Genomic DNA, 24,756 nt, shown 5'->3' with positions numbered 1-24,756 from the left:
AGAAAATTCCGGAGCGATCAGGCAAGGTCATAGGCGCTGAGGAGATTGGGCAGGCAGGCGAGTTGCCCGGTGATGGCATTGCCGTCTTCGAGATCCCAACAGGCGGAGAGCGCAGCGTGGGCGGCGGCCCAGCCGAGGATGCGCTTGCGATTGTAGCCGAGGCGCTGGGACAGAATATCGGCGCGGGCGGCGATGCGGCGCGGATCGGAGGCGATCTCTACGCCACGCTCGGGATTGATGAAAACATTGGCGGTTTCGTAGGCGGGGTCGCCGAGAAGGCCCTTGGGATCTACAGCCAGCCAGCCGCGATCGGAGCTCATGATATTGTCATGGTGGAGATCGCCATGGAGCGGCACGATGGCGCTGGGCTTGTCAAAGAGTTTTAGGGCGATGCCGGCGGAGCGGGCGTAGAGATCGCGGGCCGTGCGGGGCCAAGCGCGGACATCGGTATCAAAGAGGGTCTGGAAGCGGTCGCGCAGGGGTTCGAGACCTTCGGGGGCGTCGGGGCGCGGCTTGTGGAGGCTGGCGACAACAGTGGCGATAGCGATGGTGCCTTCGTCGTCTTTGCCGGCGCGGACGGGTTCGCCCAGCGTGCCGCCATCCAGCCATTCCATGAAGATTGTATCGCCATGGGTATCAAAGACCGTGGCAGCGCCGTCGCCTTCGTACCACTGGAGGAGGCGGACGCCCCTGCCCTCTTCCCTGGAGGCTTCAGGTTTGATGATTTTCAGTGCCGCGAAATTGCGGCCGTTCTGCTCGACGCGAAAGAGCCAGCTGCGCGGCGTTTCGGCCACGGGCGTGGATTTCGTCAGGGACCAACGGATCATGGCGCGGCTGAGCGCGGTTTCTGCAGGAGACTGATTCATCATGGCGCCATTAGAGCAGAAGGCGGCGAACGATTCGACTGATGTTGCGCCTTTGGCGTGAGAAGGTGATGAAAGTGTGGTGGAAGCCACCTTCAATCGCGGCGTCATTCCCGCGAAAGCGGGAATCTCGGCGCCTGAAACGGAGATCCCCACTTTCGCGGGGATGACACTGTGGTTGGAAATGAGAGCAGAGCGTAGCGGCGCCTACTTGATCTTGTAGGCGTCCTTGGCGGCCTGATAGCTCAGGTGTTTTGCGATCTCTTCGGCTGACGATTTCGTCAGCCGGTTCTCGCCAACCCAACGTCCCAAGAAGCCGCAGACTTCGCGGCGCCAGACGTCGTGGCGGGCGGGGATCGAGAGGAGCGCGCGGGTGTCGTCGTTGAAGCCGGCGAGATTGTAAAAACCGGCCGTTTCGACGACCTGGTCGAGATAGCGGCGGATGCCCTGCGGGGAATCGTGGAACCACCAGGGCGGGCCAATCATCAGGGCGGGCCAATAGCCGGCCATGGGGGCGAGTTCCCTAGCATAGGTGGTTTCGTCGAGGACGAACATGATGAGCCGCAGGTTGGGCTCGTTGCCGCAGCGCGAGAGGAGCGCGCGGAGGCCGCTGACATAATCGGTGGGGCCGGGAATATCGGCGCCGAGATCGGGGCCGCGTTCTCCAAAGAGCAGCGGATCGGTATTGCGGCGCGAGCCGGCGTGTATCTGCATGACCATGCCGTCTTCGACCGAAAGCAGCGCCATTTCGGTCATCATCTGGGCGCGGAAGAGTTCCGCATCATTGGCGTCGTGCTTGCCGGCGAGGATTTTTTCCAACAGGGCCTGCTTCTCCACCAGGGGGAGATCAGCCGTGTTGGCCGTCGGCACGCCGTGGTCGGTGGCAACGGCCCCAAAACGACGAAAGTATTCGCGGCGCTTGCGGTGGGCGTTGATGAGGCCATCCCACTTGGAAATGTCTTCGCCGGTCAATTCGCCGAATTTCTTGAGATTTTCGACGATGGCGGGGCGGCTTGGATCGGTGACGTCATCGGGGCGATAGGTGGTGCGGACCTGGCCGATGAGGCCCTGCCCTTCCATCGACTGGTGGTGGGTCAGCGGATCAAGCGCAAATTCGGTGGTGGCGATGACTTCCACGTTGAAGCGTTCGAGAATGGCGCGCGGCAGCAGTTCGGGCGCGCCGAGCTTTGCATCGATGGCGTCAAAAATGCTGTCGGCGGTTTTGCCCGAGAGCTCCTCGGTGATGCCGAAGACGGCGTGGAGCGAGTGATCGACCCAGGTTTTCGAGGGCGTGCCGGCGAAGAGATAATAGTTATCCGCAAAGAGGCGCCAAGCCTTGCGGCCGTCGGTTTCGACCGGTTTTCCATCCTTACGGGGAATGCCCAAGGCGTCGTAGCTGATGCCCCGGCTTTTGAGCATGCGCAGCACATAGTGATCGGGCGTCAGAAACAGGGCCGTGGGGCTGGCGAAGCGCCCATTCTGGGCGAACCAGGACGGGTCGGTATGGCCGTGGGGGCTGACGATGGGGAGGTCTTTTACCGCCGGGTAGAGATCCCTAGCAATGGACTGCGCGGGCTCGGAAGCGGGGAAGAGACGATCGGGGTGAAGGTGTGCTGGCTGGGTCATGGCAGACTTGTGCCATGTTCGGGAGAGGCTTTCAACATCTTCCATACAAGACGCGAGTTGTGAAGATTTAAGACAAATTAACTGCGCTCGCAAACTGCAATTCGTCATGAAGCCAAGCGAGGCTATCGTGTTGTGGCGGGTGAGAAACAGCCCTTTCCAAGGCGGCTGCCCAATGTCGACACCTGGCCTCAAAAGGCCGGCGCCACATGAGGGATGAGCATGGCCAATCTCGATTTCGAGTCACAGGGACTAAAGCAGGTGCGGACCGATATGCGGCGCGGAGCGCATGTGCAGCGGGCCCAGCAGATGTTGCTGGCCGCGGGGCTTGCGGCGCTCTGTGTGGTGGGCGTTGCCGGCGCGCTTTTGGCGCAGGTGATGTAAGCCGGTTTCGCGCGGCGCCCGCCTTCGATAATATCCCGCGCGGGGAGACCGACCGCGCATGCGAATTTTGCTTGTCGAAGACAATGAGGACCTGGGCGAGGCCATCGAAAGACGGCTGCGCACGGCTGGTCACTCGGTCGATTGGGTGCGCGACGGCGCCGATGTGGTGTCCGCAGCCAAGGGCGAGGATTTTGACGCGGTCGCGCTCGACCTGATGCTGCCCAATCGCGATGGCATCGGGCTGATTGCCGAGCTGCGGCGGGAAAAGTTCTCGGCGCCTATTCTGGTCATTACCGCCCGCTCGGAAATCGACGACAAGGTGAGCCTGCTCGATCTGGGGGCGGATGATTATCTCGTAAAGCCGTTCGACCTGCGCGAGCTTGAGGCGCGGTTGCGGGCGCTGATCCGGCGGACGGGTGGGAAGACGAGCAGTGTGCTGGCGCTGGGGGATCTGGAGCTGGACCTCGCCGGGCTCAATGCCAGTGTGGGCGGAAAGGCGCTGGAGCTGGGGCGGCGGGAATTTCGGCTGCTCGAGATTTTGCTCACCCATGCGGGCAAGGTGGTGGCCAAGGAGCGGTTGATGAACCAGCTCTTCAATTTCGATGAGACCGTGTCGATCAATGCGCTGGAGCTGCATATTTCGAGATTGAGGAAGAAGCTGGAGCCGGCGCGGGTGGAGATCGGGACCGTGCGAGGGGTTGGTTATGTGGCGCGGGCGGTGGATGGGTAGTTTTTGGACTTTGGATAGCCTGCCCCTCACAAATCCACTGTGTCATTCCCGCGAAAGCGGGAATCTCTGTTTTGAAACGGGGATCCCCGCTTTCGCGGGGATGACACCGGGAGAACAAGGGCAGTCGTGGGTGCCGAAAACAGAGAGGCGTCGGCGTGCCCACTAAATCCTTCTCCATCCGCCGGCGCATCCTGGCACTGGCCACTGTGCTGCTGCTGGCGGCCTCCGTGGTTCTCATTGTCTTCATTCGCGACTATGCGGAGCGGGCGGCGGATCGGGCTTTTGACCGGTTGCTGGCGGCTTCCGCGCTGACCATTGGCGGAGCGGTGCAGGTCGAGGATGAGACGGTCATCGTCGAATTGCCCTTCGCCGCCTTTGCCATGTTTTCGGGACAAGACCGCGTTTTCTATGCAGTCGAAGGGCCGGATGGGCGGACGGTGACGGGCTATGAAGACCTTGCCGCACAGATGGACGAGACCAGTTCGGCCGAGCCGCGCTTTGCCGATATTTTGTACCACGACGAAGTGGTGCGCGTGGCGTCGATCGGGCGGCTGATTTCGACGGCGAGCGATACGGGATGGGTGACCATTCATGTCGCCGAAACGCAGAACCAGCGCGAGGCGCTCTCCAATGAAATTCTCTCCAATGCCATCGTGCCGGTGATTGCGCTGACCCTGCTTGCCGTGGGGCTCGTGTGGTTCGGGATTTCGCGCATGTTTGCGCCATTGACGGAGCTGGAGCACGAACTGGCGGCGCGGCCGCCGGATGATCTGTCGCCGGTGAGCGTGCCGGTGCCGGTGGAAGTCGGGCATCTGGTGGCGGCGCTCAATGGGTTTATGGAGCGGCTGCAAAAGACCATGGAGCGGGTGAGCGGGCTTGTGGCCGAGGCGGCGCATGAGGTGCGGACGCCGCTGGCTTCGCTGCGGGCACAGGCGGAAGTGGCGATGGATGAGCAGGACCTCGAAGCCATGCGGCTACGGGTCGGGCGCATCCATACAGGCGCGGTGCAGGCGAGCCAGTTGGTGAGCCAGCTTCTTATGGACGCAACGATTTCCCATCGCCTTGAGGCCCAGGACAGCGAGATGGTGGCGCTGTGGGGGATCATTGAGGAAGTGTGCCAAAGGCTCGATGGCGAGCAATTGGAACGGGTTTCGCTCGATGCTTCGGACGCGGCGCGGGCGGTGCAGGTGCGTGGGGATCGCGTGGCTTTGCGCGAGATGATGCGCAACCTGATCGACAATGGCCTGGTCTATTCCGAGGGGCCGGTGGAGATCGGGGCGGCGATATCAGCGGACGCGCTTGTCGTGACGGTGAGCGATCGCGGGCCGGGGATGGATGACGAGGAGAAGGCGAGCGTGCTCGAACGGTTCAAGCGCGGCAAGGCGAGCGCGGGCACGGTTGGCTCGGGGCTGGGCCTTTCCATTGTGGCGCGGGTGGCCGAGGCGCATGGCGGAAAGCTGCGGTTTGGCGATCGCGATGGGGGCGGATTGGTTGTGGAAGTGGCGCTGCCGTTGACGCGGGTGTCGCGGCGGGCGGGGCTGGTGGCCATTGCCGGCGTGGCGCTGGCTGCGCTGTTGCTGGTGCCGGGAGAGGCCAAGGCACAATCGACGCTGTATCCGGCCCCGGATGGATCGAGCGGGACGACGCTCACCATTGTGGGGGTGACGGACACAAAAGTGTTCGGGGCTTTCGTCGCGGGCTTTCAGGCGGAACGGCCGGAGGTGACGGTTGTCTACGAGGAAATGGATTCGCTGCCGCTGTTTCGGCAGTTTCTGGATGGCACTTTGCCGGTGGCGCCGGACCTGCTGATTTCGTCGGCTTCGGACCTGCAATTGAAGCTCGCCAATGACGGGCATGCGCTGGCCTATGACAGTCCCTATCTCGGCGCCCTGCCGGATTGGGCGCATTGGCGCAATGAGGTGTTTGGCTTCACCTTCGAGCCGGCGGTGATCATTTATAATCCCGACCGGATTGCGCTTGAGGATGTGCCGCGCACGCACCTGAAACTGGCGGAACTGCTGGAGACGGAAACGGAAAAATTCCGCGGGCAGATTGCGACCTATGACATTGCGCTGTCGGGGGTTGGGTATCTGCTGGCGGCGCAGGACCAGACGATTTCGTCCACGTTCTGGCGGTTGGCGACGGCGTTCGGGCGCGTCGGGGCGCAGTTTTCGGGGTCGAGCCCGGCGATTTTGAATGGCGTGGCCGATGGGTCGCTGGCGCTCGGGTACAATGTGCTGGGCTCCTATGCCTTTGCGCGGCAGGCGGAGGGGGCCAATATCGAGATCGTGGTGCCGGACGACTATGTGCTGGTGCTGACGCGCTCGATGCTCATTCCGCGGGAGGCGAAAGAGGTCGACCTGGCGCGGGCTTTTGTGGATTTTGCGCTTTCGCCTGAGGGGCAGGCGATTGCCGCAGGGGGTACGGCGCTGGGGTCGGTGGTGCCGGGATCGACTGGGGATTGGACGAGCGAAGCGATTGCGGCGCGCGGGCGCGGGGTGATCCAGGCTATTCCGCTGGGGCCGAGCCTGCTGGTGGCGCTCGATACGCTACGGCGGCAGCGGTTTTTGGATACGTGGAAAGAGATCGTGTCGCCAAAACTTTAGCCCTCACGACGTCATTCCCGCGAAAGCGGGAATCTCATCTTCGTGCACAACAGAGATTCCCGCTTTCGCGGGAATGACACGGTGGGGGTGGGGGGAGAGAGAGCGGCTGATCGGCAGAGATTTCGTTGACACTCCGCTTGTCCCCGCTATGGTCCGCGCCAGCATTTCCGTAGGAGCCGTCATGTCGAACGCCCAGCTTTCCACCATCATCGAAACCGCCTTTGAAAACCGGGCCGAGATCAACTTCTCGACCAAAGGCGAAGTGCGCGATGCAGTGGAAACGGCGCTGAACCTGCTCGATAGCGGGCAGGCGCGCGTAGCCGAGAAGGTGAATGGCGACTGGCAGGTCAATCAGTGGCTGAAGAAGGCCGTGCTGCTGTCCTTCCGTCTCAATGACAATGTGCTCATCGAAGGCGCGCCGGGCGGGGCAAACTGGTTCGACAAGGTGCCGAGCAAGTTCCAGGGCTGGAGCGAGAACCAGTATCGCGCTGCCGGTTTCCGTTCGGTGCCGGGCGCTGTGGTGCGCCAGTCGGCGTTTATCGGCAAGGGCGTTATCCTGATGCCGAGCTTTGTGAATCTTGGCGCCTATGTTGATGAAAACACCATGGTCGACACCTGGGCGACCGTTGGTTCGTGTGCCCAGATCGGCAAGAACGTGCACCTTTCGGGTGGCGTCGGCATTGGCGGCGTGCTCGAGCCGCTGCAGGCCAATCCGACCATCATCGAAGACAATTGCTTTGTCGGCGCGCGTTCGGAAGTGGTTGAAGGCGTCATCGTGGGCGAAGGCTCGGTGATTTCGATGGGTGTGTTCATCGGGTCGTCGACGAAAATCATCAACCGCGCTACGGGCGAAGTGCATATGGGCAAGGTGCCGCCCTATTCGGTCGTCGTTTCCGGTTCGCTGCCGGGCAAGCCGCTGCCGGATGGCACGCCGGGCCCGAACCTCTATTGCGCTGTGATCGTGAAAACCGTCGACGCACAGACGCGCTCAAAGACCGGCATCAACGAATTGCTGCGCGACTAAATCCCTCATTCGTCGTCATTGCCGGGCCTGTCCCGGCAATCCATCTCGCCTCCGCATGGACCACCGGGACAAGCCCGGTGGTGACGATGGGATGAGAGGACTATGCCGCATAATAACCGGCGCTGGCTCTCGCCGCGCCGGCATCCTAATCTTCGCTCTGCGCCGGAATGATTCCGGCTCTCTGTGGGGGAAGTCATGGATAAAATCATTGCACTATTGACCACGTCTGAAGGCCGGATCGGCCGCCAGCAATGGTGGATCGGCATCGTGGCACTGATCGTCATATCGCTCGTTGCTACGCTGGTCTTCAGCATCATCAGCTTCGGCAATCCGGTCGTCTTTGGCTGGCTCGCCGTGCTGCTCAATCTGGCGCTGCTCTGGCCGAGCTACAATCTCGGGCTCAAGCGTCGCCATGATCGGGACAATGAGGGCATGGACCTGAAAATCCTGCTCGGGGGCAGCGTGCTGCTCAACCTGCTTACCGCAACCGGCATCGGCCTCACCTGGACCGATATCGGGGGCGGCGTATTGGTGCCGCAGCCGGCGTTCTGGCTGAGCATTCTCAATCTTATCTTCGGCGTTTTCGCCATCTACATGCTCGTGCAGCTCGGTTTTCTCAAGGGCACCACGGGCTCCAACTCCTATGGTTCCGACCCCGTCGGCGCCGCTGCCTGAACTTTTGGGACTATTCCGTTGACCATCGACCCGCAGAACCTGCTCGAACGCCTCATTGCTTGCCCCTCGGTGACGCCGGAGGCGGCCGGGGCGCTGGACCTTTTGGCCAAGGAGCTGGAAGCGATCGGCTTTGCCGTGACGCATCTGCGGTTCGATGGTGACGGGTCCTATCCCGTCGACAATCTCTTTGCGACGCGCGGTACATCAGGCAAGAAACTGCTGTTTGCTGGCCATACGGATGTGGTGCCGCCCGGCGATCGCGCGCAGTGGACGAGCGATCCATTCGTGCCACGGGTTGAAGGCGACAAGCTTTTTGGACGCGGTGCGGCCGATATGAAGTCGGGCGTGGCGGCATTTGTCGCGGCCTGTTCGGCCATCCCGACCGAGGCGGGCACGATCCAGCTGGCCATTACCAATGACGAAGAGGCAGATGCCATCAATGGCACGGGAAAGCTCGTGCGCTGGATGGAGGCCAATGGCCACCAGTTCGACTTTGCCCTGGTGGGCGAGCCGAGTTCGGCCGAGTTTTTGGGCGACAGCATCAAGATCGGGCGGCGCGGGTCGTTTTCGGGCGTGGTGACGGTGAAGGGCGTGCAGGGGCATGTCGCTTATCCGCACAAGGCCAATAATCCGCTGCCGGTGCTGGCGGCTGTTCTGACGGCGCTGAGCACGACGCGGCTCGACGATGGCACGGAGCATTTTCCGGCCAGCAATCTCGAAGTGACGACGGTGGATGTCGGCAATCCGACCAGCAATGTCATTCCCGGCGCCGGGGTGCTGAAATTCAATATCCGCTACAATGACACCTGGACGCCGGACACTTTGGCGGAGTGGGTGAAAGCGCGGATTGCATCGGTTGATGCCCGTGGCACTGAGGTGATTTTCGAGATTGCCGGTGTGCCGTCGCGCTCGTTCCTGTCGCCGCTCAGCGGGGATATCGACACGCTGTCCGATGCCATCGAGGACGTGACGGGGCGGCGGCCTGAATATTCGACCGGCGGCGGCACGTCGGATGCGCGCTTTATCGCGCAGTATGGGCCGGTGGTGGAGTGCGGACTCGTCGGCCCCTCCATGCACAAGGCCGATGAGCATATCGCCATTACCGATCTCGTCGGACTGACGGCGATCTATGAAAGCTTCATGGGCCGGTTCTTCGCGGACGGCGGCGAATGAAGATCTGGGCAGCCCTCAAGGAAGCGCTGGCCGGATGGATCGCCCTGGTTCGCGGCGAGGCTGACTGGATCAGGCACTTTTCGATTTCGGCGGCCGGGCTGACGACGGCGCTGGTGCTGTTTCTGTTTTTTGCGCTGCTCTCGATTGCGTTGGCTTCGGCCAATGTCGGCATGCCGAGCCTGATGGGTCTCATCATCGCCATTCTGGTGCAGAGCCTTTCCATCGTGGCGCTGCTGATTGGTATCCATGTCACCAGAAAAATGGTGCCGGGCGAGGTGCGGGTGATGACCCTGCTTATGCCGGGGATTTATGCGCTGATCGCCTATCTCGTCATGGGCACTGTTCTGTCGTTGATCGCGGGGCCGGTGCTGATCCTGCTCTGGGTTGGCCTTGCCTTTTTACTGTTTCAACTGGGTTGGCGGGCTGGCGGCTGGAATATCGGCGTCAGTGCGGCATTTGCGGTTTTGACCATGGTGCTGCTTGTCGGTATGCCAGTGACGCTCTACATGGTGCTTGGCCCCGTGGCCGCGCCCACACCTTGAGACGAGACCCACGCCCTTGGCCCAGCCTAATTCTCCCTTTTTCGAAGAAGCCGCGAGCGCCATCCGAGGCTGCGTTGCCCTGATCACCGGCAAGCGCGATGCTTCGGCCTATTTCGATTTTTCCCAGCGCGGCCTGGTCGGCAGCCTGATCGCGGCGGTTGTCGCCGTGATGCTGGCCGGCTTCGGGCCGGTGCTGTTCGGCATTAACCTGCCACCGGGCACAGCAACGCAGTCGGTCATCGTCAACGCCGTGCTCTTCGTGGCGCAGGCGGGCATGGCAGCCATCGTGCTGCGGCAAATGGGCCGGCAGGATGGTTTTATTCCCTATCTCGTTGCCAGCAATTGGGTGACGCTGGTTTCGGCGGTGCTGTTGCTGGTCTCGACCCTGTTCGGGGAAGTGGGCATCGTGCTGCTGCTCGGCATTGCCATTGTGGCGCTGCTGACCTTTATCAATATCGGCCGCTTCATCGTGACGCTGGCGCCGCTGCAGATCGGACTCTTGTTCGTATCGCAGGCAGTGGGCGTGTTCCTGGCGCTGGGCATTGTTGCCCTGTTCCTGCCGGCCCCGCCGCTGACCTAATAGTCGACTTTTACGAAGTACAGGCCCGCTGATGGCGCCATGGCGCCGCAACGGCTGCGGTCGGCTGCGTCGAGCGCGGCGCGGAAATCGGCCGGGCTCCATTTGCCTTCGCCGACGAGCTTGAGCGAACCGACCATGGAGCGCACCTGATGGTGCAGGAAGCTTCGGGCGCTGGCGGTGACGATCACATGGTCGAGTTCGCGGCGCACGGCAAAATGGTCGAGGGTGCGGATGGGCGAATTGGCCTGGCACTCGGACGAGCGAAACGTCGTGAAATCGTGGCGGCCGAGAATCTTTTGCGCGGCTACGTGCATCACTTCGGCATCGAGCGGCATGGGGACGTGCCAGACCTGATGGCGTTCCAGTGCGGCCGGGGCGCGACGATTGAGGATGCGATATTCGTAGTGGCGCGCGAGGGCCGAGAAGCGGGCTTCGAAGGTCTCGGGGACGATTTCGCAGTCGATGACCGCGGCGGGGTTCGGGCGCAGGTGGTAGTTGAGCGCCTCGCGCACGCGAAACGGGTCGCGGTCGGTGGAGAGGTCGAAATGGGCGACCTGGCCGAGCGCATGGACGCCGGCATCGGTGCGGCCGGAGGCTTGGGTAGACACCGTCTCGCCCGAGAAGCGGAAGATCGCCTCTTCGAGGGCTTGCTGCACGCTCATCCGATCAGCCTGGCGCTGCCAGCCGCAGAAGGGCGTGCCGTCATATTCGAGGGTGATGCGATAGCGTGGCATCAGCCGACGACGGTGGTGGGCAAGACCCCTGCCCCGCGGAGGAAGGTTGCGGCATCCATGGCGCCCTTGCCTTCGCGCTGCACCTGGGTGAGGCGGACGGCGCCACTCCCACAAGCAATGGTGAGGTCGGGGCCGATCAGCGTGCCGGGGGCGGCGTTGCCGCTGGCGAGCGTCGAGCGGAGGGCCTTGATGCGGGTCGGCTTGCCGGCGAGGTCGAGTTCGAACCAGGCGCCTGGGAAAGGCGAGAGGCCGCGGATGGTGTTGTGGACATCTTCGGCGGATTTAGAGAAATCGAGTTTGGCTTCGGCCTTTTCGATTTTTGCCGCATAGGTGACGCCCTCTTCGGGCTGGGGCGTGAAATCGAGGCTACCGCGTTCGAGGGCGGCAAGGGCGCGGCCCATCAGATCGGCGCCGAGGCGCATCATCTGGTCGTGCAATTCGCCCGCGGTCATGTCGGGGCCGATGGGGATGATTTCCGTTGGGCCCATGGCGCCGGTATCGAGGCCCTCGTCCATGTTCATGACGACGATGCCCGTCTGCTTGTCGCCGGCCATGATGGCACGCTGCATGGGCGCAGCGCCGCGCCAGCGGGGGAGCAGCGAACCGTGAAGATTGAGGCAGCCTTCGGTGGGTGCTTCAAGGATCGGCTTGGGCAGGATCAGGCCATAGGCGACGACCACAGCCACGTCAGCGCCGAGGGAGGCGAACTGAAGCTGTTCGGCTTCGTTGCGCAGGCTTTTGGGCGTGAAGACGGGAATGCCGAAATTTTCGGCCGCTTCATGCACAGGGCTCTTGCGCTCGGCCTGGCCGCGACCGGCCGGTTTTGGCGCGCGGGTATAGACAGCGAGGACTTCGTGGCCGGAGGCGACGATCTCGGTCAGCGTCGGCACGGAAAATTCGGGCGTGCCCATGAAGACGACGCGCATTGGCTTTACTCCTGGGCAGATGCCCCGCGCGGGCGCGGGGCTTGGGCTCTTAGCGCGCAGCCAATTTGGCTTGCTTGTCGAACTTCTTGATAACGCGGTCGCGCTTCAGGCGGCTGAGATAGTCGATGTAGAGCACGCCATCGAGGTGATCCAATTCGTGCTGGATGCAGACGGCGAGCTTGCCGTCGGCATCCTTGGTGACTTCCTGGCCGTCGAGATCGGTGTACTTCACCGTGACCGTGGAAGGGCGCTCGACCTCGTAATAGAGCTCGGGAATCGACAGGCACCCTTCTTCGGTCACCTGGATCTCGTCGCCGAATTTGGTGATTTCGGGATTGATCATGACGAGCGGGGCCGCCGGCTCGTTCTCGCCGGCCAGATCCATGACGACAATGCGCTTCATCACCCCGATCTGGGGCGCAGCAAGGCCAATGCCCGGGGCGTCGTACATGGTGTCGAGCATGTCCTTGGCCAGCGTCTTGATCTCCTCGTCGACCTCGACGATGTGATCGGCAACTGCACGCAGGCGCGCGTCGGGAATGATGAGAATAGGGCGGATGGCCATGGCAAAGGTCCGGCAATATCTGGATTTGCCAGTGATATGGAGTTTTGTCGCCCTGCGGTCAACTGCGGAGCTCGTCTGCGCACTGCGCAGAATAGAACATTTTAAGAACAGAAGAATCGGGTAGAGTGCACCCATGAGTGAACTCGACACTATTCTGTTTGTGATCGGCGACCTGCCGGTGACCCTGGGGCTTGCGCTTGTTGTCGGCATCGTGGTGCTGCTGGCAACAGGCGTTTTTCTACTCGTCGGCTCGGCGCGCGCCAATGCGCAGCGGGCCGACGAGGTCGCGCGGGAAGCCAGCGAAGGTCTCAAGGCGAGCTTTTTCGAACAGATCGCCCAGCGCGACATGCGCATTCGCGACCTCGATCTCGGCCTCTTGCGCGAGCGCGAGCGGGCGGGCGAACTGATCGACAATGAGCGGGAAAAGAACAGCGAGCTGACGGCGGAACTGGCCGCGATGCGGACGCGGCTCGACGAACAGGCGCGGCAGAACGAAGCCAATATGAAGCGTTTTCTTGAAGCGCGGCAGCAGATGACCGACGAGTTCAAGGCCATTGCCGGGGACGTGCTCAAGAGTCACGGCGAGACGTTTTCCAAGCAGAACCGGGAGCAGGTCGACATGCTCCTAAAGCCGCTGCACGAGAAAATCGTCGAGTTTCAGGGCGGCATGTTGCGCGACCGGGCGACGATGGGCGAACAGATCCGGGCGCTGGCGGAAAGCAATCTGACCATTACCACCGAGGCGCAGAACCTGACACGGGCGCTAAAAGGCTCGTCGCAGACGCAGGGCGCCTGGGGCGAGATGATCCTTGCCACTATTCTCGAACGCTCGGGACTGCGCGAGGGAGAACAGTATCTGACGCAGACGAGTCATTCGGGCGAGGACGGGGCGCGGCTCAGGACGGACGTCGAAGTGCTGATGCCCAATGACGATCGGCTGGTGATCGACTCGAAAGTCTCGCTGACGGCGTTTGAGGCCTATACCAATGCCGAGGATGATGTGCGCGAGCAGTTTTTGCAGGCGCATGTGATCTCGATCCGCACCCATGTGAAAACGCTCGGGGACAAGAGCTATCATCGTCATGCGAAGTCGAGCCTGGACTATGTGATGATGTTCGTGCCGATCGAAGGGGCGCTGTCGGCGGCGATCAAGGCCGATCCCAATCTTTTCGAATTCGGCATGAGCCAGGGCGTGATGCTGACGACGCCGACGACGCTGATGACGGTGTTGCGCACGGTGCGGAACGTCTGGGACATCGAGAAGCGCCACCGGAACGCGGAAGAAATCGCCGAGCGGGCGGGTGCGCTCTATGAAAAAGTCGCCGGGTTTTTGGGGACCATGGACAAGGTGGGCAGCAGCCTCGATCGGGCGCAGCAGGATTTTGCCAAGGCCAAGGACCAGCTTTCCACCGGACGCGGCAATGTGGTGCGGCAGGTGGAAATGCTGCGCGAGCTGGGCGCGAAATCGGGGAAGTCTTTGCCACCTGGTTGGGATGGCGGCGTGGATGAGCAGCCGACATTGCGCCTGGTGGGTGAGGACCCGGGGGACCGGAATTAGGGTTCTCACTGTGCGTCATCCTCGGGCTTGACCCTAGGACACTTCACTTAACGATGACGCGACAAGTGCAGGGCCCTCGGGTCAAGCCCGAGGGTGACGCGTTGTGTTGCGGTGCTTTCCCTCTTGTCGTCATTGCCGGGCTTGTCCCGACAATCCATCTCCGGGAGCATGGACCACCGGGACAAGCCCGGTGGTGACGATAGATGTTGGGAACGCGCGCCCAACCTTTCCGAACGGCAACGAGATTGCCGCCTCGTGGGCCGCCGCGCTGCCCCTCGGCGGCTGCAAAATGTCGAATTTTGCTGGGATTGTGGCGGGGAGATAAACGCTGCCGCAATGAAGCCAGCAACATTGCGAAACATTAATGCTGGCGCAACTTCTCAGAAAGGCGGACCGTTCCATATCTAGTGCCACAAGCTGTTGAGAGCTTTTTCGAAGGAGACTATTCCTTATGCGTCCCACTCTTCTTTCGCGTACGCGCCGTTGGCTTGGAGCTTCGGCCCTGGCGCTTCTGGTGGGTATCGGCGGCGTATCCACGGCCTTTGTGCTGACGGGTCAGGCGGCCAATGCTCAGGTGCGCAATGCGGCACAGATCGTCGTGCCGCAGGTGAACCAGCAGCAGGGCTTTGCCGATCTCGTGGATGCCGTAAAGCCGGCAGTCGTTTCCATTCTGGTTGAAGCCGAAGAACCGGCCCGCACGGTGCAGCGCGGTGGCGAGTTCGAATTCAACTTCCCCGACCTTCCCGAAGGCCATCCCTTCCGTGACTTCTTCGACCAGTTCGGCGGCCCTGGTGGCCCGCGCGGACAGGGCGGCGAAGATGCTCGCCCCCGCCAGTTCATGGCGGCCGGTTCGGGCTTCATCATTTCCGAAGACGGCTATGTGGTGACCAATAACCACGTCGTTTCCGACGCCACCAAGGTCACCGTGATCTTCGAAGACGGTTCCGAACAGGTTGCCACAGTCGTCGGCACCGACGAACGCACCGACCTTGCCGTGCTCAAGATCGAAGGCAAGGACCTGCCCTTCGTGAGCTTTGAAGAAACCCCGAGCCGCGTTGGCGACTGGGTGGTTGCCGTTGGCAATCCGTTCGGCCTCGGTGGTACCGTGACCGTGGGTGTCATTTCGGGCGCCGGCCGCAATATCGGCGGCTCGAGCTATGGCGACTTCCTGCAGATCGACGCAGCCGTGAACACCGGTAACTCCGGCGGCCCGGCCTTCAACACCAATGGCGAAGTGGTCGGCGTCAACACCGCCATCTACTCCCCCAATGGCGGCAATGTCGGTATCGCCTTTGCCATCCCAGCCCACACGGTCAAGCAGATCGTCGACCAGCTGATCGATACCGGCTCGGTGACCCGTGGCTATCTCGGCGTCTCCATCCAGGACGTGACCAAGGACATCGCCGATAGCGTTGGCCTTGCCAATGCCCGCGGCGCCATTGTCCGCGAGCCGGCCTCCGATGGCCCTGCAGGTGACGCCGGCGTCAAGTCGGGCGACATCATCACTGCCGTCGATGGCGAGCAGATCGATGACGCGCTTGATCTCAGCCGCACCGTGGCCGGCAAGGCTCCCGGTTCGACCGTCGAGCTGACCATCTGGCGCGATGGCGCGGAAACCAAGCTCAGCGTGACGCTGACCGAGCTGACCGCCGAAGCCGCCCCTGCCCCGGATGCTCCGGTGCCGCCGGCCGACATTCCGGAAAGCACGTCGAGCCTGGGCATGACGCTGGTACCCAATGGTGACGGTTCGGGTGGCCTGCTGGTTCAGGAAGTCGATGCTGACAGCGCCGCTGCCCAGCGCGGTCTTGCCGTGGGTGACGTGCTGCTCGAAGTCGACAACAAGCCGATCACCTCGATCGCTGACTTCGAATCCGCCATCTCGGGCGTGGAGAGCAAGGGCCTTGATACGGCCCTGGTGAAGGTGGCCCGCAATGGCGAAGCCCGCTTCATCGGCCTGCCGCTCGGCGAAGAAGGCTAAGGTTTCACCAGGTGATGAAACCGTGCTCGTTCGCCCATCGCCTGTCATCCCGGCATTAGGCCGGGGTGATGAGGCAGCAGAAGCGAATGAGACCAATCCGGTTCCGGGGAAATTCCCCGGAACCTTTTCAAATATGCGGAGCGTCGGCGTGAAGATTTTGTTGATCGAAGATGACCGGGAAGCCGCGAGCTATCTCATCCAGGCGCTGGATGAAGCGGGGCATGTGACCCACCACGCCAGCGATGGCGAAACCGGCTATGCCATGGCCTCCGGCATGGACTATGACGTGCTGATCGTTGATCGCATGCTGCCGCGCCGCGACGGTCTTTCCATCATCGAAAGCCTGCGCGCCGAGGGCGACAATACGCCCGTGCTCATTCTCTCCGCGCTTGGCGAAGTGGATGACCGCGTGACCGGTCTGCGCGCCGGTGGCGACGATTATTTGACAAAACCCTACGCCTTTACCGAACTCCTGGCGCGCATCGAAGTCCTGGCGCGACGGTCGAGCCCGGCTGAGGCGGCGACCAATTACAGCGTTGGCGGGCTGTCGCTCGATCGGCTCAGCCGCAAGGTCGAGCGCGATGGCGAAGCCATTCTGCTGCAGCCGCGCGAATTTCGCCTGCTCGAATATCTGATGAAGCACGCGGGCAAGGTGGTGACGCGCACCATGCTGCTTGAAAATGTCTGGGACTATCATTTCGACCCCCAGACCAATGTCATCGACGTCCACATGTCGCGCCTGCGCTCGAAGATCGACAAGGGGCACGATACGCCCCTGCTCCATACGGTGCGCGGCGCCGGCTATATGATCCGGGATTAAAGTGAGCCGCTTCGCCCAGGTCTGGCGGACGTCCACGGTCCGCCTCACAGCCACTTTCATCGCCATCTTCGTCGTCTTCGCCATCCTGCTCATGGCCTTTATCGGCTGGCAGTCGAGCGTCACGATCCAGCGCCAGCAATCGGACGATATCGACCGCGAGATCAGGCTGTTTCAGCGCATCGAGGCGACGCAGGGCATTCGTGCGCTGGCCTTTGCGCTCAATCGCCTCTCAGGCCAACCGGGGCCGGGCGTCTATTACCTCGGCGATGCTGCGGGCCAATATCTGCTGGGCAATATGAGCGACGTGCCGCCCGATGTGCTGATCGATCCGGGTGTTTACAGTTTCGACTATGACCGGCCCGACCCCCTGGGCGAAGACGCTGTGGGCATGCCGGACCGGCCGAAACGGTCCGGGGTTGCCGTCGTGCGCTCGATCGAACTGGGCAATGGCATGCGGCTGGTCGTGGGGCGCGACGTCGTCGAGCGGCGCGGCTATTCGGCCATTATCCTGCAAAGTTTTCTCGTCGGCGTCGTCGGCATTATTTTGTTCTCGGTCGTGGCAGGCGGGGTGACGGCGCGGCGCGTGCTCAAACGCATCGACACCATTCGCGATACATCCACCAAGATCATGTCGGGCAACCTGTCCGAGCGCGTGCCGATCACCAAGCGCAATGACGAATTCGACGGGCTGGCGCGCAATCTCAACGCCATGCTCGACCGGATCGAGCAGCTCTTGCAGGGTCTCAAGGAAGTCACCGACAATGTGGCGCATGACCTGAAGACGCCGCTGACCCGGCTGCGCAACCAGGCCGAGGGTGCGCTGCGCGATACGGCGAGCCTGGAAACCAAGGAAAAGGCGCTGGAGACGGTAATCGCCGAGAGCGACAAGCTGATCCAGACTTTCAATGCGCTCTTGATGATTGCCCGCGTCGAAGCCGGCGCGCCTTCAGGGGCGCTGTCGGAGATCGATGTCAGTTCCATCGTTTCGGACGTGGCGGAACTCTATACGCCGGTGGCCGAAGACGAGGGCATCGAGGTGACGACCGATATTGCTGGGGGTGTGACCCTCAGGGCCAATCGCGAGCTGATTGGGCAGGCCATGGTGAACCTGCTCGAAAATGCCATGAAATATGCCAAGCCCGAGGATGGCCGCGCGGGGAAGATTTCGGTGAGCCTCAAGCGCGAGGGCGGCAGCGTCGTGATCGTGGTTGCGGACAATGGCCCGGGCATTGCCGAAGCCGACCGGAGCCGGGTGCTGGAGCGCTTCGTGCGGCTCGAAAAGAGCCGGTCCGAGCCGGGATCGGGCCTGGGGCTCGCGCTGGTCAATGCCGTGGCGCGGCTCCATGGCGGCAGCTTTAGCATCGAGGACAATGGCCCGGGCGTGCGCGCGGTGCTGGCTGTGCCGGGGAGCTAGTTTGCCGCGGGGGTGAGTTTAAGCAACCACACCCTCCATTGTCACCCCGGCGACGGCCGGGGCCCAACCTGAGATCTCAAGATGGATCCCGGCTCAAGGCCGGGATGACAGCCGGTGAATGGCTGATTTTCAGATGCCTTACGTGAGTCTTGAAGGCCTTAGCCCCCGAGCCAGTCTGGCTCATCCGTCTCCGGCAGATCATAAAAATCGCGGACGACGGCCCAGCCTTCCTCGGCGGTGTCGACGATGGAGAACAGCTCCGGATCGGTCGGCGAAATGGTGCCGGCTTCGGCCAGGGCCTGCAGGTTGATGACCTTGTCCCAGAACTCCTTGCCGAAGAGCACGACGGGAATGCGGTCCATGCGGCCGGTCTGGATCAGGGTCAGCGTTTCGAAAAATTCGTCCAGCGTACCGAAACCGCCGGGGAACACCGCCACTGCCTTGGCGCGCAGTAGGAAGTGAATCTTGCGCGTGGCGAAATAGTGGAAGTTGAAGGAGAGGTCGGGCGTCACATAGACATTGGGCGCCTGCTCGTGCGGCAGCACGATGTTGAGTCCAATCGAGGGCGCGCCCATATCGGCGGCGCCGCGATTGCCCGCTTCCATCACGCCCGGCCCGCCGCCGGTTACCACCACATATTCGGTAAAATTGCTGGCGGCCGAGGTCTGGCTCGCCAATTGGGCGAAGCGCCGCGCTTCTTCATAGTAGCGCGAGGCGGCTTCGAGATTGCGCTTCTGCACTTCGTTTTTGGCAGCCCAGGCCGGCTTTCCCGGCTCCGGAATGCGCGCACCGCCGAACAGCACGACGGTCGAGACAATGCCGCGCTCGCGCAGGCGAAACTCGGTCTTGAGATATTCGAGCTGGAAACGGACGCCGCGGGTGTCTTCCGAGGTCATGAAGTCGTCATCGGCAAAGGCGAGCCGATAGGCCGGGTTCTCGGTCTGGGCGGTCTGCGGCGCTTTCTTGGCGGCGGCAACGTCCTGCTTGGACGTGCGCAGCGAGGTCGGGTGGCGTCTGGCCAAATGGCTTCTCCGTTCCGAATCCGGTCTTGACCGGCGCGCCACAATTCGGCGCTTTGCACTGGGCATAACCAGTGCGGTGAGCCGGGGCAAGGGCGGGAGGAATCCATTCACTTCACGAGTGTGGAAGCCAGGATCGATGCGGCGGCGCATCTGGTCCTCGCGCGATTGCCGCGCGGCCGCGTGGCGGACGGTCTTGTCGAGTTCCTGGTGTTCGGCCTCAAGCAGGCCTGGGCCTGCCTTTTCGGCGGACTCATGCTGGGCATGATCATCGTCACGCGCCTCTGGTGGCCCGATATCGGGCTCAACCGCTACGATTTCTGGTTCATTGCTGCGCTGGTCATTCAGGCAGGCATGATCCTCTTTCGCCTGGAAACGCTCGACGAAGCGCGCGTCATCCTGATCTTCCATGTCGTCGGCACCGTCATGGAAGTGTTCAAGACCTCGGTCGGCTCCTGGGTCTATCCCGACGATGCGCTTTTCCGCATTGCCGGCGTGCCGCTGTTTTCAGGCTTCATGTATGCCTGCGTGGGCTCCTATATGGCCCGCATCCAGCGCATTTTCGACATTACCTTTACCCGCTATCCGCCGATCCGGCTGACGGTGCTGCTGGCCTTGGGCATCTATATCAACTTCTTCACCCACCACTACTTCTACGATTTTCGCTGGTGGCTTTTTGGCGGGGTCGTGCTGCTCTATGGCCGCAGCTTCATGCACTATCGCGTCTTCCGTTTCCGCCATTCCATGCCGATGTTGCTCGCTTTCCTGCTCGTTGCGCTCTTCATCTGGATCGCCGAAAACATCGGCACCTGGAGCCGCGCCTGGATCTATCCGAGCCAGGAAAACGGTTGGAACATGGTGAGCCTTGAAAAACTCGGCTCCTGGTATCTGCTGATGCTGATCTCGGTGGTTTTGGTGACCCTGGTGCATCCGCCGCGGCGACACGAGAGCAGTTCGTTATAACTTTGTTGTAACGAAAACAGCTTTGTGCTACGCGTATGCGTATGGAAAGCGCTGTCAAAAAATTCGGAAATTCCGCTGGTGTCGTCATTCCCAAGCCCCTGCTCGCCGAGTTCGGAGCACAGGCGGGGGACAAGATCGATATCCGGATCAAGGATGGTCTGATCGTTATTGAGCGCCTTGCCAAGCACCCGCGCGAAGGTTGGGCTGAAGACGCGGCACGCATTGCCGCTGCTGGCGACGACAAGCTCGTGCTTGGCGATTTTCCAAACGACAATGACGACGTGGATTGGGTTTGGTAGCGCGCGGTGACATCTGGCTCGCGACTCTAGACCCCACCGTGGGGAGCGAGATTCAGAAGACCCGGCCCGTCCTTGTGGTGTCGCCTGACAGCATGAATGACCATCTCCGTACCGTCATCATCGTACCGCTGACATCGGGAAGTCATCCGGCGGGATTCCGTATCCCGATCCACTTTGCGGCTAAAGACGGCCTGCTGCTCCTCGATCAAACGCGAGCTATCGACAAGCGGCAGCTCAAAAAGAAGATGGGCACGGCAACCGATCAGACCTTGCACGATGCGCTTGCGGGGCTTCAGGAACTCTTCGCGCCCTGACCCCTTGCTTTCGACACCATTTGTTCGCATATAGCCAATCGGGAGGTTGGCGCGGACGTGTTCCTCGCCAACCGGGTCAGGTCCGGAAGGAAGCAGCCCCAACGAGATCCTCACGGGTCGATGCCAGCCTCCTACTCAATTCTCTGTTCGTATCTGGCAATTTGAGCCGCAGGCTTTTGCGGGACGAACGTCATTGCCCTATGGTCACTTCATGACCCATGGCAGATTCCCTCAAGACCGAGGCAGGAAAGGGACCGATGGCTGACGCTCAGACCACGCCCTATCTGGTGCTGGCCCGCAAATATCGCCCGCGCGACTTCTCGACGCTTGTCGGGCAGGACGCCATGGTGCAGACGCTGGGCAATGCCTTTGCGCAGAACCGCATCCACCACGCCTTCATCATGACCGGCGTGCGCGGTGTGGGTAAAACCACGACGGCGCGCATTCTGGCCCGTGCCTTCAACTATGAAGACGAAAACGGCCGCCGCCCGACGCTCGATCTCGAAAAAGAAGGCATGCATTGCCGCGCCATCATCGAGGGGCGGCATGTCGACGTCATCGAAATGGACGCCGCGAGCAATACCGGCATCAACGATATCCGCGAGATCATCGACTCGGTGAAGTATGGCCCGGCTTCGGCGCCCTACAAGGTCTATGTCATCGACGAAGTTCACATGCTGTCCACAGCGGCCTTTAATGGCTTGCTGAAGACGCTGGAAGAGCCGCCGCCATACGTAAAATTCATCTTCGCGACGACCGAAATCCGCAAGGTGCCGGTCACCATCCTGTCGCGCTGCCAGCGGTTTGATCTCAGGCGTATCCCCGCTGATATCATGACCGCCTATCTCGAAAAGATCCTGGGCCAGGAAGGTATCGGCTTTGAACCCGATGCCCTGGCGATGATCGTCCGGGCCGGCGAAGGCTCGGCACGCGATAGTCTTTCGCTGCTCGATCAGGCCATTGCCCATGGTGGCGGTTCGGTTTCGGCGGCGACGGTGAAGACCATGCTGGGCCTCGGCGACCGCGCCAGGATTATCGATCTCTTCGAAGATGTGATGGGTGGCCGTGTCGCCGAGGCGCTGACAGCCTTGCGCGAGCTTTATGATCTCGGTGCCGATCCGCAGACACTGCTCGCCGACTTGGCTGAATTCACCCATCTCGTGACGCGCATAAAGGTCGTGCCGGCCGCGGCTGACGATGCGTCGCTGACGCCCGATGAAAAGAGCCGTGGCCGCGATCTGGCGCAACGCCTGCCGATGCGGGCGCTGACGCGGGCCTGGCAGATTCTCTTCAAGGGCAATGAGGAAACGGGCCGCGCCGGCAATGCGTTGCAGGCGGCGGAAATGACGCTGATCCGGCTCGCCTATGCTGCCGATCTGCCGAGCCCGGATGAGGTGATTTCAAAGCTTTCCGGCCAGGTGCTGGCCAATGCGCCGCTGCCCTCGCCTGCCCCGCGCCTGCCGCCCAATGGCGGTGGCGGTGGCGGCAGCGCAACGGCGTTGCGCGTCGAAGCGCCGATGCCTGTCGCGACACAGGCTATCGCCTCAGCGCAGCCACAGGCTGTCGCTGAGCCGGTGTCCGCCACGCGGCCGCAGGCTGTCGTTCAGCCGGCGCTGGCGACCGTGGCGACCTACAAGGACCTCATTGCGCTCGCGACCGCCAAACGTGACGTGTTGGTGAAACTGGCGCTCGAATCGCAGATGCGGCCGATTTCCTTCGAGCAGGGCCGCATCGAAGTGGCACTAGCCGATGGCGCTGATCCCGGCATGATTGCGACGCTTTCGGCGCGGCTGCAGACCTGGACCGGTCAGCGCTGGCTGGTCATGGTTTCGACCAAGCCGCCCGAGGGCCTAACCATCCGGCAGGAGCGCGAGCAGCGCAAGGAAGCGGCGACCGCGGCGGCCCATGAGGACCCGCTGGTCAAAGCCATTCTTGAAACCTTTCCGGGGGCCAAGGTCGTTAACGTCTCCGTTAAGGACGATGAGGCCGCTACACCCGAAATCGCCCCCGCACCAATTGAAGAGGACGACGAATGAAAGACATCATGGGCATGATGAAGGCCGCCAGCGAGATGAAAGGCAAGATGGAGGCCATGCAGGCCGAGCTTGCCGACATGGTCGTTGAAGGCCGTTCCGGTGGCGGTCTCGTCACCGTCGCGCTCTCGGGCAAGGGCGATTTGCGCGGGTTGAAGATCGATCCGACGCTCGCCAACCCGGCCGAAATTGAAGTGCTGGAAGACCTGATCGTCGCCGCGTTCAACGACGCCAAGGGCAAGAGCGAAAGCGAAGTGCAGCGCAAGATGGCGGAAGTGACCGCCGGCCTGCCGATCCCGCCGGGCATGAAGTTCCCGTTCTGATATCTCGGTGTCATTCCCGCGAAAGCGAGAATCCCCTCTCAAACAGAGATCCCCGCTTTCGCGGGGATGACATCGTGGGTGAGAGGGCATAGGGGCCCAAAACATGCCATCCGGCGGACCTGAAATCGAGCAATTGATCCAGCTTCTGGCCCGCCTGCCGGGCCTGGGGCCGCGTTCGGCGCGGCGGGCTGTGCTGCATCTGATCAAGAAGAAGGAGCAGCTGATGCTGCCCCTTTCGGCGGCGCTCGATCGCGCCGTGGTGGCGGTGAAAAGCTGCGAGGTCTGCGGCAATATCGACACCGTCAGCCCCTGCTCGATCTGCTCGGACCCGCGCCGCGGCGATAGCGGCATTCTCATCGTGGTTGAAGATGTGGCCGACCTCTGGGCGCTTGAACGGGCAAGCCCCGGCCAGGTGCGCTATCACGTGCTGGGCGGTGTGCTTTCGCCGCTCGACGGCGTCGGTCCCGATGATCTCAATCTCGACATGCTGATTTCCCGCGCGCCGGATTATTCCGAGATCGTGCTGGCGATGAATGCCACGGTCGATGGGCAAACGACGGCGCATTACATTACCGACCGCCTGGGGCCGGGCACAAAGGTGACGAGGCTCGCCCATGGCGTGCCGATCGGCGGGGAGCTCGATTATCTCGACGAAGGCACGCTGAGCCAGGCGCTGCGGGCGCGGACGCAGATTTAGTTTTTTCGCCACCGCTGTTAGTGCGTTTGCCGCATCTCACCCCAGCCACCCAACGTCATCCTCGGGCCTGACCCGAGGACACTTCAACGAAGTCGCCGCAAGTGTAGAACCCTCGGGTCGAGCCCGAGGGTGACGAGTGGGGATGATCAAGGAATTTTTTCTTATACACTCAGCTCGTCAGCACGATCCGCATGAGGTCGGCCGTGTTCTTGGCGCCGAGCTTTTCCATGACGCGGGCGCGGTGCACTTCGATGGTGCGGGGCGAGATACCCAGTTTTCGGCCCGCTTCCTTGTTGGATTGCCCATTGGTGATGAGCTGGAGCACTTCGCGTTCGCGCGGGGTCAATTGAGAAAAACCCCGCACTTCCACGGGTCGCCGACCACCCTGCATGGCGCCCAGATGCACATCGCGGCGCAGGGCGTCGCGGATGATGCCGAGCAGGTGCTCGCTGTCGATCGGTTTCGGCACCACATCGGTGGCACCGAGTTTCATGGCGGTGACAGCCGCCTCGAGCTGGGGGGAATTGGCCAGCATAACCACCGGCGTGCCGGTATGCAGCGTCTTGACGCGCCGCAGCAGTGGCAGGCCGCTTTCCTGGCCCAGCGTCAGATTGACCACCGCCACATCGACCCGTCGCCGCTCGAGCGAGGCGAGGAAATGCCCGGCCTCGAGCGAAAACATGGTCTGAAAGCCTTCGAGGCGGAACAGCACGCTCAGCCCCTCGCAGATGGCGGGATCGTCGTCCACGATGTGGATCACACGGTCCCGGTTGAGAAATGAATGATAATAGGTGTCGTCGCTCATCGTGCCCAAAGCCCCTTTGGCAAGGTTCGCATTACCTTTGGGCCGGAGCCGCATGGCAGCGAAGCAAACGCTCCGCCACCCTCCGTCCCACTCACCCCGGTAGTTTGC

25 protein-coding genes and 1 other RNA gene are annotated in these 24,756 nt (G+C 62.2%); 19 read left to right on the top strand and 7 right to left on the bottom strand.

All coding sequences use genetic code 11. The features are described 5' to 3' along the window. Positions 1–17: 17 nt before the first annotated feature. Both ACSQ2A_RS00885 and uxaC read right to left on the bottom strand, forming a co-directional pair. Entirely contained in the window at positions 18–869 is an 852-nt protein-coding gene (locus ACSQ2A_RS00885; protein ID WP_436070704.1) for an aminoglycoside phosphotransferase family protein, read from the bottom strand. A 201-nt stretch (positions 870–1,070) separates the two neighbouring features. Continuing rightward, positions 1,071–2,489 (bottom strand): glucuronate isomerase, encoded by a 1,419-nt coding sequence (gene uxaC / locus ACSQ2A_RS00880; RefSeq protein WP_436070703.1) that lies wholly within the window; start codon positions 2,487–2,489, stop codon positions 1,071–1,073. 219 nt (positions 2,490–2,708) lie between these two features. Here uxaC and ACSQ2A_RS00875 point away from each other — a divergent pair, with 219 nt between their 5' ends. The 8 genes from ACSQ2A_RS00875 to ACSQ2A_RS00840 all read left to right on the top strand — a co-directional run bounded on the left by ACSQ2A_RS00875 (position 2,709) and on the right by ACSQ2A_RS00840 (position 10,200). Then, positions 2,709–2,870 (top strand): hypothetical protein, encoded by a 162-nt coding sequence (locus tag ACSQ2A_RS00875; RefSeq protein ID WP_436070702.1) that lies wholly within the window; start codon positions 2,709–2,711, stop codon positions 2,868–2,870. A 58-nt stretch (positions 2,871–2,928) separates the two neighbouring features. Beyond that, entirely contained in the window at positions 2,929–3,600 is a 672-nt protein-coding gene (locus tag ACSQ2A_RS00870) for a response regulator transcription factor (protein ID WP_353920458.1), read from the top strand. 155 nt (positions 3,601–3,755) lie between these two features. Further along, entirely contained in the window at positions 3,756–6,206 is a 2,451-nt protein-coding gene (locus tag ACSQ2A_RS00865) for an extracellular solute-binding protein (RefSeq protein ID WP_436070701.1), read from the top strand. A 181-nt stretch (positions 6,207–6,387) separates the two neighbouring features. Next, a complete protein-coding gene (dapD, locus tag ACSQ2A_RS00860; protein ID WP_295416838.1) occupies positions 6,388–7,230 on the top strand; it encodes a 2,3,4,5-tetrahydropyridine-2,6-dicarboxylate N-succinyltransferase in 843 nt (280 codons plus the stop codon). A gap of 195 nt (positions 7,231–7,425) precedes the next feature. Then, a complete protein-coding gene (locus ACSQ2A_RS00855; protein ID WP_295416835.1) occupies positions 7,426–7,905 on the top strand; it encodes a DUF805 domain-containing protein in 480 nt (159 codons plus the stop codon). 18 nt (positions 7,906–7,923) lie between these two features. Beyond that, the gene (gene dapE, locus ACSQ2A_RS00850) at positions 7,924–9,078 is read left to right on the top strand and encodes a succinyl-diaminopimelate desuccinylase (protein ID WP_436070700.1); all 1,155 of its coding nucleotides are present in this window, start codon (positions 7,924–7,926) and stop codon (positions 9,076–9,078) included. After that, positions 9,075–9,620, top strand: a complete 546-nt coding sequence (locus ACSQ2A_RS00845) for a hypothetical protein (RefSeq protein WP_436070699.1) — start codon at positions 9,075–9,077, stop codon at positions 9,618–9,620. Before dapE ends, ACSQ2A_RS00845 begins: the two co-directional genes overlap by 4 nt. A gap of 16 nt (positions 9,621–9,636) precedes the next feature. Further along, complete coding sequence (locus ACSQ2A_RS00840; RefSeq protein ID WP_295416829.1) at positions 9,637–10,200, top strand: hypothetical protein; 564 nt, start codon at positions 9,637–9,639, stop codon at positions 10,198–10,200. Here the strand turns inward: ACSQ2A_RS00840 and truA are convergent. Genes truA through def form a run of 3 tightly spaced genes read right to left on the bottom strand, consistent with a single transcriptional unit; the run spans position 10,197 to position 12,425 of the window. After that, positions 10,197–10,934, bottom strand: coding sequence for a tRNA pseudouridine(38-40) synthase TruA (truA, locus tag ACSQ2A_RS00835; protein WP_436070698.1), 738 nt, complete (start codon positions 10,932–10,934; stop codon positions 10,197–10,199). The two genes, ACSQ2A_RS00840 and truA, sit on opposite strands and share 4 nt — an antisense overlap. Further along, positions 10,934–11,860: a methionyl-tRNA formyltransferase gene (gene fmt, locus ACSQ2A_RS00830; RefSeq protein WP_436070697.1), complete on the bottom strand. Its 927-nt coding sequence runs from the start codon at positions 11,858–11,860 to the stop codon at positions 10,934–10,936. The genes truA and fmt overlap by 1 nt, the downstream gene beginning before the upstream one ends. A 49-nt stretch (positions 11,861–11,909) precedes the next feature. Then, entirely contained in the window at positions 11,910–12,425 is a 516-nt protein-coding gene (gene def / locus ACSQ2A_RS00825) for a peptide deformylase (RefSeq protein WP_295416822.1), read from the bottom strand. A 133-nt stretch (positions 12,426–12,558) separates the two neighbouring features. On the opposite strand from def, the gene ACSQ2A_RS00820 reads away from it, so the two are divergent. The 4 genes from ACSQ2A_RS00820 (at position 12,559) to ACSQ2A_RS00805 (ending at position 18,195) form a co-directional block, all read left to right on the top strand. Continuing rightward, positions 12,559–13,983: a DNA recombination protein RmuC gene (locus ACSQ2A_RS00820; protein WP_436070696.1), complete on the top strand. Its 1,425-nt coding sequence runs from the start codon at positions 12,559–12,561 to the stop codon at positions 13,981–13,983. A 451-nt stretch (positions 13,984–14,434) separates the two neighbouring features. Next, positions 14,435–15,961 (top strand): Do family serine endopeptidase, encoded by a 1,527-nt coding sequence (locus ACSQ2A_RS00815; RefSeq protein ID WP_436070695.1) that lies wholly within the window; start codon positions 14,435–14,437, stop codon positions 15,959–15,961. Positions 15,962–16,109: 148 nt separating this feature from the next. Continuing rightward, complete coding sequence (locus ACSQ2A_RS00810; RefSeq protein ID WP_295416815.1) at positions 16,110–16,781, top strand: response regulator transcription factor; 672 nt, start codon at positions 16,110–16,112, stop codon at positions 16,779–16,781. Position 16,782: 1 nt separating this feature from the next. Continuing rightward, positions 16,783–18,195: an ATP-binding protein gene (locus tag ACSQ2A_RS00805; protein ID WP_436070694.1), complete on the top strand. Its 1,413-nt coding sequence runs from the start codon at positions 16,783–16,785 to the stop codon at positions 18,193–18,195. Between the two features lie 158 nt (positions 18,196–18,353). Here ACSQ2A_RS00805 and ACSQ2A_RS00800 read toward each other — a convergent pair whose 3' ends face one another. Further along, positions 18,354–19,217 carry an LOG family protein gene (locus ACSQ2A_RS00800; protein WP_295416809.1) on the bottom strand — a complete coding sequence of 288 codons (864 nt, stop codon included), beginning with the start codon at positions 19,215–19,217 and terminating at the stop codon, positions 18,354–18,356. Between the two features lie 120 nt (positions 19,218–19,337). Here ACSQ2A_RS00800 and ACSQ2A_RS00795 point away from each other — a divergent pair, with 120 nt between their 5' ends. The 7 genes from ACSQ2A_RS00795 to recR all read left to right on the top strand — a co-directional run bounded on the left by ACSQ2A_RS00795 (position 19,338) and on the right by recR (position 23,843). Next, positions 19,338–20,177, top strand: a complete 840-nt coding sequence (locus ACSQ2A_RS00795; protein WP_436070693.1) for a DUF817 domain-containing protein — start codon at positions 19,338–19,340, stop codon at positions 20,175–20,177. A gap of 41 nt (positions 20,178–20,218) precedes the next feature. Then, positions 20,219–20,476, top strand: a complete 258-nt coding sequence (locus ACSQ2A_RS00790) for an AbrB/MazE/SpoVT family DNA-binding domain-containing protein (RefSeq protein ID WP_436070692.1) — start codon at positions 20,219–20,221, stop codon at positions 20,474–20,476. Further along, entirely contained in the window at positions 20,464–20,790 is a 327-nt protein-coding gene (locus tag ACSQ2A_RS00785; RefSeq protein ID WP_436070691.1) for a type II toxin-antitoxin system PemK/MazF family toxin, read from the top strand. The genes ACSQ2A_RS00790 and ACSQ2A_RS00785 overlap by 13 nt, the downstream gene beginning before the upstream one ends. A 40-nt stretch (positions 20,791–20,830) precedes the next feature. Further along, an RNA gene (gene ffs / locus ACSQ2A_RS00780) (signal recognition particle sRNA small type) lies at positions 20,831–20,926 on the top strand. Between the two features lie 82 nt (positions 20,927–21,008). Then, positions 21,009–22,826, top strand: coding sequence for a DNA polymerase III subunit gamma/tau (locus ACSQ2A_RS00775; protein WP_436070690.1), 1,818 nt, complete (start codon positions 21,009–21,011; stop codon positions 22,824–22,826). Next, positions 22,823–23,146, top strand: coding sequence for a YbaB/EbfC family nucleoid-associated protein (locus tag ACSQ2A_RS00770; RefSeq protein ID WP_295416804.1), 324 nt, complete (start codon positions 22,823–22,825; stop codon positions 23,144–23,146). The genes ACSQ2A_RS00775 and ACSQ2A_RS00770 overlap by 4 nt, the downstream gene beginning before the upstream one ends. A 103-nt stretch (positions 23,147–23,249) precedes the next feature. Then, the gene (recR, locus tag ACSQ2A_RS00765; RefSeq protein ID WP_436070689.1) at positions 23,250–23,843 is read left to right on the top strand and encodes a recombination mediator RecR; all 594 of its coding nucleotides are present in this window, start codon (positions 23,250–23,252) and stop codon (positions 23,841–23,843) included. 169 nt (positions 23,844–24,012) lie between these two features. Here recR and ACSQ2A_RS00760 read toward each other — a convergent pair whose 3' ends face one another. Beyond that, a complete protein-coding gene (locus ACSQ2A_RS00760; RefSeq protein WP_436070688.1) occupies positions 24,013–24,648 on the bottom strand; it encodes a response regulator transcription factor in 636 nt (211 codons plus the stop codon). Positions 24,649–24,756: the final 108 nt, after the last annotated feature.

The organism is Devosia sp. LjRoot3 (genome assembly GCF_964252865.1).
Taxonomy (GTDB): domain Bacteria; phylum Pseudomonadota; class Alphaproteobacteria; order Rhizobiales; family Devosiaceae; genus Devosia.
Note: the sequence above shows the minus strand (reverse complement) of the source record. Positions and strands in the feature narration are given on the sequence as shown.

Bases quoted from the DNA above. Each gene is read 5' to 3' on its own strand.
- ACSQ2A_RS00885 (WP_436070704.1), bottom strand. From the start codon at position 869: ATGATGAATCAGTCTCCTGCAGAAACCGCGCTCAGCCGCGCCATGATC.
- uxaC (WP_436070703.1), bottom strand. From the start codon at position 2,489: ATGACCCAGCCAGCACACCTTCACCCCGATCGTCTCTTCCCCGCTTCC.
- ACSQ2A_RS00875 (WP_436070702.1), top strand. From the start codon at position 2,709: ATGGCCAATCTCGATTTCGAGTCACAGGGACTAAAGCAGGTGCGGACC.
- ACSQ2A_RS00870 (WP_353920458.1), top strand. From the start codon at position 2,929: ATGCGAATTTTGCTTGTCGAAGACAATGAGGACCTGGGCGAGGCCATC.
- dapD (WP_295416838.1), top strand. From the start codon at position 6,388: ATGTCGAACGCCCAGCTTTCCACCATCATCGAAACCGCCTTTGAAAAC.
- ACSQ2A_RS00855 (WP_295416835.1), top strand. From the start codon at position 7,426: ATGGATAAAATCATTGCACTATTGACCACGTCTGAAGGCCGGATCGGC.
- ACSQ2A_RS00845 (WP_436070699.1), top strand. From the start codon at position 9,075: ATGAAGATCTGGGCAGCCCTCAAGGAAGCGCTGGCCGGATGGATCGCC.
- truA (WP_436070698.1), bottom strand. From the start codon at position 10,934: ATGCCACGCTATCGCATCACCCTCGAATATGACGGCACGCCCTTCTGC.
- fmt (WP_436070697.1), bottom strand. From the start codon at position 11,860: ATGCGCGTCGTCTTCATGGGCACGCCCGAATTTTCCGTGCCGACGCTG.
- def (WP_295416822.1), bottom strand. From the start codon at position 12,425: ATGGCCATCCGCCCTATTCTCATCATTCCCGACGCGCGCCTGCGTGCA.
- ACSQ2A_RS00820 (WP_436070696.1), top strand. From the start codon at position 12,559: ATGAGTGAACTCGACACTATTCTGTTTGTGATCGGCGACCTGCCGGTG.
- ACSQ2A_RS00815 (WP_436070695.1), top strand. From the start codon at position 14,435: ATGCGTCCCACTCTTCTTTCGCGTACGCGCCGTTGGCTTGGAGCTTCG.
- ACSQ2A_RS00790 (WP_436070692.1), top strand. From the start codon at position 20,219: ATGGAAAGCGCTGTCAAAAAATTCGGAAATTCCGCTGGTGTCGTCATT.
- ACSQ2A_RS00775 (WP_436070690.1), top strand. From the start codon at position 21,009: ATGGCAGATTCCCTCAAGACCGAGGCAGGAAAGGGACCGATGGCTGAC.
- ACSQ2A_RS00770 (WP_295416804.1), top strand. From the start codon at position 22,823: ATGAAAGACATCATGGGCATGATGAAGGCCGCCAGCGAGATGAAAGGC.
- recR (WP_436070689.1), top strand. From the start codon at position 23,250: ATGCCATCCGGCGGACCTGAAATCGAGCAATTGATCCAGCTTCTGGCC.
- ACSQ2A_RS00760 (WP_436070688.1), bottom strand. From the start codon at position 24,648: ATGAGCGACGACACCTATTATCATTCATTTCTCAACCGGGACCGTGTG.